Below are 7,991 nucleotides of genomic sequence, written 5' to 3'. Positions count from 1 at the left end.
GGAACTCGTCGGCGAACATGTAGCCCGGGCCGCCACGGCCGGTGCCGGTCGGGTCGCCGCCCTGGATCATGAAGCCGTCGATGACGCGGTGGAACACGGCGCCGTCGTAGAACGGGCCGGACTTCTCGCCGGAGGCGTTCTCGGTGGAGTACTCCTTGGAGCCGTCGGCCAGGCCGACGAAGTTGGCCACGGTGGCCGGGGCGTGGTTGCCGAAGAGCTCGATGACGATGTCACCACGGTTGGTGTGCAGAGTCGCAGTAGCGGTCTTGTTGGTCATGCGGGACAGTCTAGCGAACATCGACGCGACGGCAGGAGACTGCAACGCACACGTCGTGAGTTCAGGTGATCGGGGAAGAACGACGAAAGCCCGGCCCCACCGCCGGAGCGGTGGAACCGGGCCTGTGTCAGGCGCGGAGTCTTAGAGGGACTCGACCACGAGGTCGCGGGCGAGGACCATGTTGCGCAGGGATGCCTCGGTCTCGGCGTAGCCGCGGGTCTTCAGACCGCAGTCCGGGTTGACCCAGAGACGCTCGGTCGGCACGTTGACCAGGGCGGCCTTGATCAGCTCGGTGAGCTCGGCGACGTCCGGGACGCGCGGGGAGTGGATGTCCCAGATGCCGGGGCCGATCTCGGAGTGGAAGGACTCGTCCAGGTCGGCGAGCAGCTCCATGCGGGAGCGGGCTGCCTCGATGGAGGTGACGTCGGCATCGAGGCCGGCGACGGCATCGATGATCTGACCGAACTCCGAGTAGCAGAGGTGGGTATGGATCTGGGTGGTCGGCTTGGCGTCCAGGGAGACCAGGCGGAAGGAGCGGACGGCCCAGTCAAGGTAGGCCGGGCGGTCCTCCTCGCGCAGCGGCAGCAGCTCACGCAGCGCCGGCTCGTCGATCTGGATGACGTTGATGCCGGCGGCCTCGAGGTCGGCGACCTCGTCGGCCAGGGCGACACCGATCTGGTCGGCGGAGACGGACTTCGGGACGTCGTCACGGGTGAAGGACCAGGCCAGGATGGTGACCGGGCCGGTCAGCATGCCCTTGACCGGCTTGTCGGACAGGGACTGGGCGTACTTGGCCCACTCGACGGTCATCGGCTCCGGGCGGGAGACGTCGCCGACGACGATGGACGGGCGGGTGCAGCGGGAGCCGTAGGACTGGACCCAGCCGTGCTCGGTGGTGACGAAGCCGTCGAGAAGCTCGGCGAAGTACTGGACCATGTCGTTGCGCTCGGGCTCGCCGTGGACCAGGACGTCGATGCCGAGGCGCTCCTGCAGCTCGATGACGGACTTGACCTCGTCCTTGAGGGCGTCGGTGTACTGCTCGTCGGTGAGGGCACCGGAGCGGTGGTCGGCGCGTGCCTTGCGGATCTCGGTGGTCTGCGGGAAGGAGCCGATCGTGGTGGTCGGCAGCTTCGGCAGGTTGAGCACCTTCTGGGCCTCGACGCGCTCGGCGAATTCCGGCTGGCGGGCGACCTCGCCCTCCGGCAGGGCTGCGACGCGGTCCTGGACGGCCTGGTTGTGGGTGCGTGCGGACTCACGACGGGTGCGCACGGCGCGGTCGGAGCGGGCGAAGGCGTCGGCGGCGGCGACGGAGCCGCCCTCGAGTGCGGTGGCCAGTGCCTGGGCCTCGCCGATCTTCTCGTCGGCGAAGGACAGCCAGCCGGCGACGTCGACCGGGAGGTTCTTCTCCACGGAGACGGTGTGCGGGACGTGCTGCAGGGAGACGGAGGAGGTGACGGCGATCTTCTCGACGCCGCCCTTCTTCAGCTCCTCCAGGACGGAGAGGCGCTCACGCAGGTCGGCGGCCCAGATGTTGCGGCCGTCGATGACGCCCGCTGCCAGGGTGATGTCGGTGCCGGCGAGTGCCTTGGCGACGCGCTCGACGTAGCCCTCCTCGTTGGAGAGGGTGACCGGTGCGAGGTCGACGGCCAGGGCCTCCGGCTTGGCGCCGACGAGGGCGTCCAGGCCGGCGCGCAGTGCGCCGTACGGGGAGGTGATGAGGACCTGCGGGCGGTTCTCTTCGCCGAGGATCTTGCCGTAGGTCTCGGCTGCGAGGTCGGCGAGCTCCTGGTCGGTGGCGATGGTCAGGTCGGAGACCAGGGCCGGCTCAGCGAGCTGGACCCACTCCACGCCGGCCTCCTTGAGGGCGGCCAGGACGGTCTGGTACGCGGCGGTGAGGTCCTCGAGGCGGGACAGCGGGTTGAAGCCCTCGCCGGCGTCCTCGGTGGCCTTGGACTTGGCCAGCAGGGTGACCGGGCCGACCAGGAACGGACGGACGACGTGGCCGGCCTCCTTGGCCTCGGCGACGATGTCCAGGATGCGCTGCGGGCGCGGGGTGATCACGGTGTCGGCGGAGACCTCCGGGACCAGGTAGTGGTAGTTGGTGTCGAACCACTTGGTCATCTCGAGCGGGGAACGCTCGGAGGTGCCACGGGCCAGGGCGAAGTACTCGGTGAGGTCGACCTCCGCGGCGTCGCCACCGATCAGGCCGACGGTGACACCGGTCTCGAGCACCTGGTCGTAGAGGGCGACGTCGGCCGGGATGGCGTAGTCCTGGTCCAGGCCCAGGTCACGCAGACGGGCGTAGTTCTCCAGACGGATGGAGTGCGCGGAGGAGGTGAAGGTCTCCTCGTCGATGCGGCCGGCCCAGAAGGACTCGAGGGCCTTCTTGAGCTCGCGGTTGGCGCCGACGCGCGGGTAGCCCTCGATGGTGAAGGTGGGGAAAGCGGTGGAAGACATGAAAAGGGAGGCCTTTCGAAAAATTCTGAGAGGTAGGTGCTCAACCTGGACTGCTCTTCTCGGGGGCTCCCGGTGCATGCAGTAGGTCGCTATCAGTATGAGGTGCAGCGGCGGCGGTGTCCCGCCTCACGCCCTAACCCGAGGGTCGGGGTGTGATGCCGATGCGGTCCAGCAGTTCGGTGGTGGTGTCCGGCCGGTTGAACGTGTACACGTGCATCCCCCCGGCACCGGCGTCCAGGATGGTCTGCGCGAGCTCGGCCGTGAGGTCGAGGCCCGTCTGGTACTCGCTCTCCGGGCCTGCCGCCTCCAGCCGGCTGATCAGCCGGTCGGGGACGGTGAGCCCGGAGAGCTGGCCCATTCGACGTAGTCTCGCGACGCTCGTCATCGGCATGATGCCGGGGATGAGCGGGATCCTCACGCCTGCCAGGCGGGCGCGCTCCAGGAAGCGGAGGTAGTCCTCTGCGTCGAAGAACAGCTGGGTGATGGCGAAGTCCGCGCCGAGACGCTGCTTGGCCAGGAGGACGTCGATGTCCTCGTCGCGGCTGGTCGACTCCTCGTGGCCGCTGGGGTAGGCGGCGACGCCGATGGCGAGGCGGCCGGCTCCGAAGCGGGCGACCTGCTCCTCCTCGATCTCCTGGATGAGGTTGATGAGGTCGGTGGCGTGCTTGAGGTACCCCTCAGGCATACCGGTCTGTCCTTCCGCCAGGTCGCCGCGGAGGGCGAGCAGGCCGCGGACACCGGAGTCCATGAGGCGGTTGATCCAGCCGATGAGTTCCTCGCGGGTGCCGGCGGTGCAGGCCAGGTGGGCGACCGTCGGGATGCGGGTCTGTGCGTTGATCTTCTCGATGAACTTGGCGGTGCCCTCGAGCCAGCCGGAGTTCCGGGAGCTGGTCACGGAGATGTAGTCCGGGTTGTAGGACTCCAGCGTGACCAGCAGTTCGTCGATCTTGGCCTCGTCCGCGTCGTGGCGCGGGGGCATGACCTCAAAGGAGAGGGAGGTGCGCTCCGGCACGGGGGCCTGACGCGCTTCCTCGGGATCGAAGGTGTCCAACGGGGCGGAGGCGGAGAATCGACGCTTGGCGCTGTAGTGGGGCGCGCTTGCGTTCATGTGCTTTCCTCCTTCAGACGTCCCGTTGGGCAAGTGGCTGTGAATGTAGCAAGCCAACGGTTTACGACGGGTAATTTTTAGAAAGGTGCTATTTCCGGTCTGTGCCGTGACCTGCAGCAACACACCAATCCTAGCATGAATATAATTCACCCCCCGAGGCCGGTTTTCGGCCAGAAATGGACCAAGCGGTTCAGTTTGATTTCCCCAGGTTCCGCACACCCGGAAACACGCCCTGATTGCGGCTTCGCCGCTAGTCTGGGAGGGAGAATGACCCATTGAACAAGGAGCACACCGTGAACCCCGCAACGATCAAGATGATGCTGGATGCATTCAACGCTGTCCGCGGCCGCGTGAAGGAGTACAACGAGCAGAAGGTCCGCGAGGCCTATGACCTGCTCTCCGAGGCCGCCGACCGCGTCGACCTCGACGAGCTGCGGTCCCGCGGCGAGTCGCTTCTCGACGAAGGCCGCCGCGAGGCGGGCAACGTCACCCAGGCGGCACACCTGCGTCTCGACGCCGCCAAGAAGCGTCTCGCCCAGGTCGCCGACAACACCCCGGCGAAGAAGCGGGCCCGTAAGGCGCAGTGCCGCCGCAACTGGACGATGGCCGGCCTGGCCGCGCTGCTCGTCTCCGTGATCGGTGGCGCCGTCTTCTGGTACACCCGCCGCCAGGACGCCCCGGGTGACATCCCGCCGCGCGTGGAGGACTTCTCCGGCGGTGAGGCCCCGGCCGAGTCGAAGCTGGTCTACTCCACCGAGACCCCGGAGGAGGGTGTCCCGGAGGAGCGCGACGAGGAGCTGCTCTCCGCTCTCGACGAGCAGCTGGAGAAGCACCGTACCGCCGCTGAGGACGAGGCCGGCGAGTTCGAGATCGTCGAGGATCTGGACGGCGACGCCGTGGACTCCGATGACCCGGTCAACGACGAGTCCGTCGACAAGGTCACTGATCCGGACGCCGAGGAAGGCCCCGAGAAGAAGTAGCCCCCGGCACCGGCGCCCCCTCCACACCCGGGAGGGGGCGCTTTTTCACGCCCTGCATGTGACCCACCACACAGGTAGCCTCGGGCGCATGACCATCAACGTGCTGACCATCACCACCATCAACGACGCGACCCTCCGTTTCCCCGCCCATTCCGCGGAGAAGGACGAGAACGGCCTGCCGGAGGTCGACAACGTCGAGCGGTTGCGCGCGGTCCTCGAGTCCGAGGACCCGGACGCCGCCTTCGAGTGCGAGGACCTGGACGGCGGGCAGCAGCGGATCCCCGCCGCCGAGATCTCGCGTTACGACATCGAGGAGAGCTGAGGGGCCGGGAGGACTCCCGTCACGGGCGGCAGACCTCTTCGTGCTGCATGTGCCCGGGGTGTTCGAGCTGGATCGTGGAGTGCTCGATGTGCAGCTCCCGCAGCGCCTCCTGCGCAGCCCCGAGGATGCCGCAGTCGCCCGGACCCACGCAGGATTCGTCGACGACCAGGTGCGCGGTGGCCAGCGGCGTGACGCCGTCGGTGGACCAGACGTGCAGGTCGTGGACGCCGACCACGCCGGGGACGTCGGCGAGCACCTGCTCCACCTCGCGCGTGTCCACGCCCCGCGGCGCCCGCTCGAGCAGCACCTCGACGGCGTGCCACAGCAGGCTGAGGGAACGCGGCAGGACGAACGCGACGATGGCCAGCGAGGCGATCGTGTCGGCCGGGGTCCAGCCCGTGTAGCGGATGACCAGGCCGGCGATGATGACCGCCACCGAACCCAGCAGGTCCGCCAGCACGTGCAGCAGTGCGCCGCGGACGTTGAGGTCGTCGCCGCCGTGGCGGGAGAGCACCCACGCCGAGGCCGCGTTCGCCAGCAGGCCGACGACCGCGATGCTGAGCATCATGCCCGTGTCGATGTCATGGTGCCCACCGAGGCGGCCGAGCGCCTGCACGAGGATCCAGATCACCACGCCGGTGACGGCGACGGCGTTGACCAGGGCGGCCAGCACCTCGATGCGGCGGTGTCCGAACGTCGCGCTTGCCGACGCCGCCCTGCGCCCCACCCACGCCGCGAGGAGGGCGATGAGGAGGCCGGCGGCGTCGGAAAGCATGTGCATGGCGTCCGACAGCAGCGCCAGCGAACCGGAGATGAGGCCGCCGACGAGTTCGGCGGTGAAGATGGTGCCGGTGATGAGGGCCGCGATGCCGAGCGCGCGCAGGGGCGCGTCCCTGTGGTCATGATCGTGTGCCATGACCACAGGGTAGCTTATTGAAACGCTATTGAAAACGTCAGGCGCGGCCCTTGAGGATGAGGTTCCAGTACATGAACGGCAGTCCGTAACGCTTGAGCACCCACATGTCGAAACGCGGCTTCGTCGTGTCGATCACCGGGATCGACGGCGTCGGCTCCATCTTGTAGTTGAACTCCGCCAGCAGCACCGAACGCTGCGACGTGACCAGCGGACACGAGGCGTAGCCCTCGTACGTCGGGGACAGCGCGCGGCCCTCCATCGCGGCCAGCAGGTTCTTCACCAGCACCGGCGCCTGCTTACGGATCGCCGCACCCGTCTTCGAGTTCGGCGCACTCGAGGCGTCACCCAGCGAGAACACGTTCGGGTACTCCGTGTGCTGCAGCGTGTGCTTGTCCACCTTGACGTACCCCAGCGGGCTGTCCGGGTCAGCCAGCGGGCTGTTCTTCACCCAGTCCGGCGCGGACTGCTTCGGCACCACGTGCATGATGTCGTAGTGGATGTCCTCCGACTCGCCGCTGGAGTTGTCGCGGATGGTCGCCGTCTGCGTCGCGCCGTCCACCTCCGTGAGCTCGGAGTTGAAACGCACGTCGATGCCGTACTTCGCGGCCACCTTCTCCAGCTCATCCGAGAACACCTTCACGCCGAACATGCCCGGGGACGGCAGCACGAGGATCACGTGGATGTCATCGAGCACGCCCTCCTTCCGCCAGTGGTCCGCCGCCAGGTAGGCGATCTTCTGCGGGGCGCCGCCGCACTTGATCGGGTCGGTCGGCATGGTGAACACGGCCGTGCCCTGCTTCATGTGCTTGATCATCTGCCAGGTCTTCGGGGCGAGATCGAAACGGTAGTTGCTGGACACATTCGGCGTTTTCAGCGCTTCCGGCAGCCCCGGCGTCTTGTCCCAGTCCAGCTGGATGCCCGGGCACACCACGAGGTAGTCGTAGGACACCACGGTGCCGTCGCTGAGGCGCACCTCGTTCTTCTCCGGGTCCACGCCCTCCGCGGCGCCCTTGATCCACGCCACGCCCTGCGGCATGACACTTGCCTGCGGGCGCTCGGTGCTCCTGATGTTGCCCTGACCGCCGCCGATCATGGTCCAGAGCGGCTGGTAGTAGTGCTTGTCGCTGGGCTCGATGACGGCGATGTCGTCCTGCCCCTTGATGCGCAGCCGTGCTGCGACGCTGATGCCGGCGTTGCCGCCGCCGATGATGACGATCCGGTGGTGGATGGCCATGATGTCCTCCGTCAGTGCTGATCTCAGGTGGTTGATGAGTGACCGAAGAGATGAGTCGACTCGTTTTTTATTCACCTTAGCAGTGACGGCCATCGCAGGATTGGCAGTTTGTGATTCCAGTTACAGATTGCTTGTCGACGCCCCTCCCCCACGTTCGGATTCACATCCCCGAGAGGACCCGCCCCCGGCCCCGCCGCGTTCGAGACCACATCTGCGTCCGAACGTGCCCTTCCGAACATGCCCTTCCGCGGTCCACCCGACCCGCGGAAACAAGAAACCCGCCGTCCGGATCAGACCGGACAGCGGGTTCCACCTGTGGAGCATAGGAGAATCGAACTCCTGACCTTCTGCTTGCAAAGCAGATGCTCTACCAATTGAGCTAATGCCCCATGTTCCTGGTGGGCCTAGCAAGAATCGAACTTGCGACCTCATCGTTATCAGCGATGCGCTCTAACCGCCTGAGCTATAGGCCCTTCGAACAGGGACTAGTGTATCCATGCGATGCGATATAAACCAAATCGCCAGGTCAGCCCCTGTTTTATGAAGTTTTCTTCCACTGGAACGCAGGCCTTTGAGCTAGGCCTCTTCCGGCGCTTTCGACGTCTTCGGCGTGGCCGCGTTGTCCGGGACGGCCGCTGCGTCCTCCGCGCCCGCGACGCGCAGCTTCAGCCCGCCGAGGACGTCCGCCGCCGCGTTG

The 7,991-nt window shown here is 67.0% G+C and carries 7 protein-coding genes and 2 tRNA genes; 2 read left to right on the top strand and 7 right to left on the bottom strand.

Annotated elements, in window-relative coordinates; translation table 11 throughout:
* From GXZ33_RS01040 to GXZ33_RS01030, 3 genes are all read right to left on the bottom strand, one after another.
* A partial coding sequence (locus GXZ33_RS01040; protein ID WP_291339011.1) for a peptidylprolyl isomerase occupies nt 1-277 on the bottom strand: 277 nt, incomplete at its 3' end.
* 141 nt (nt 278-418) lie between these two features.
* Entirely contained in the window at nt 419-2,734 is a 2,316-nt protein-coding gene (gene metE / locus GXZ33_RS01035) for a 5-methyltetrahydropteroyltriglutamate--homocysteine S-methyltransferase (RefSeq protein WP_291339010.1), read from the bottom strand.
* Between the two features lie 133 nt (nt 2,735-2,867).
* A complete protein-coding gene (locus tag GXZ33_RS01030; RefSeq protein ID WP_291339009.1) occupies nt 2,868-3,842 on the bottom strand; it encodes a methylenetetrahydrofolate reductase in 975 nt (324 codons plus the stop codon).
* Nucleotides 3,843-4,135: 293 nt separating this feature from the next.
* Here GXZ33_RS01030 and GXZ33_RS01025 point away from each other — a divergent pair, with 293 nt between their 5' ends.
* Entirely contained in the window at nt 4,136-4,822 is a 687-nt protein-coding gene (locus tag GXZ33_RS01025) for a hypothetical protein (RefSeq protein WP_291339008.1), read from the top strand.
* Between the two features lie 88 nt (nt 4,823-4,910).
* Nucleotides 4,911-5,144, top strand: coding sequence for a hypothetical protein (locus tag GXZ33_RS01020; RefSeq protein WP_291339007.1), 234 nt, complete (start codon nt 4,911-4,913; stop codon nt 5,142-5,144).
* A gap of 19 nt (nt 5,145-5,163) precedes the next feature.
* Here GXZ33_RS01020 and GXZ33_RS01015 read toward each other — a convergent pair whose 3' ends face one another.
* The 4 genes from GXZ33_RS01015 to GXZ33_RS01000 form a co-directional block, all read right to left on the bottom strand.
* Complete coding sequence (locus GXZ33_RS01015) at nt 5,164-6,060, bottom strand: cation diffusion facilitator family transporter (RefSeq protein ID WP_291339006.1); 897 nt, start codon at nt 6,058-6,060, stop codon at nt 5,164-5,166.
* A 37-nt stretch (nt 6,061-6,097) separates the two neighbouring features.
* Nucleotides 6,098-7,294 carry an FAD/NAD(P)-binding oxidoreductase gene (locus tag GXZ33_RS01010; RefSeq protein WP_291339005.1) on the bottom strand — a complete coding sequence of 399 codons (1,197 nt, stop codon included), beginning with the start codon at nt 7,292-7,294 and terminating at the stop codon, nt 6,098-6,100.
* Between the two features lie 316 nt (nt 7,295-7,610).
* Nucleotides 7,611-7,683, bottom strand: a tRNA-Ala gene (locus GXZ33_RS01005).
* Nucleotides 7,684-7,690: 7 nt separating this feature from the next.
* Nucleotides 7,691-7,767 (bottom strand) — tRNA-Ile (locus GXZ33_RS01000).
* Nucleotides 7,768-7,991 lie beyond the last annotated feature (224 nt).

The organism is Corynebacterium sp. (assembly GCF_012838985.1).
Classification (GTDB): Bacteria; Actinomycetota; Actinomycetes; order Mycobacteriales; family Mycobacteriaceae; genus Corynebacterium.
This window is presented reverse-complemented; position numbering and strand designations above follow the sequence as displayed.